This window comes from Bradyrhizobium sp. NBAIM08, assembly GCF_020193935.1.
GTDB classification, from domain to species: domain Bacteria; phylum Pseudomonadota; class Alphaproteobacteria; order Rhizobiales; family Xanthobacteraceae; genus Bradyrhizobium; species Bradyrhizobium yuanmingense.
The window spans coordinates 1-382 of the sequence record NZ_JADYVR010001352.1 but is presented as its reverse complement, the minus strand read 5'-3'; the positions used below and the strand labels follow the sequence as shown (position 1 = coordinate 382).

The window sequence follows — 382 nt, the reverse complement described above, 5'->3', positions numbered from 1 at the left end:
CCAAGGGAAACGCTACCGATCGTGCCTTCGTGGCGGCGATGATCCCGCATCACAAATCAGCGGTTCAGATGGCCGCAATCGCGAGCGGGCGTGGCGAGAGCCAGTTCGTCAAGGAGCTGGCGAGCAACATCACGGATACGCAGACGAAGGAGATCACGTTCATGCGTACCCAGGACGCGGAGCTGGCCAAAGCCGGAGTCAAGGTTGGCAAGCTCAGCGTCCAGGAGCACATGATGGGCATGGACGAGGACCCCGTGATGCTGCAGAAAGCGAATCCGTTCGACGCTGCCTTCATCAAGATGATGGTCCCCCACCACGAGGGTGCGATCGAGATGGCCCAGGAAGAGCTCGACAAGGGCAAGGACCCCGAGCTCCTTGAACT

At 60.5% G+C, this 382-nt stretch carries 1 protein-coding gene; it reads left to right on the top strand.

Annotated elements, in window-relative coordinates; genetic code table 11:
- The coding region (locus I6F37_RS44875; RefSeq protein ID WP_225155115.1) for a DUF305 domain-containing protein at positions 1–382 on the top strand (382 nt) is incomplete at both ends.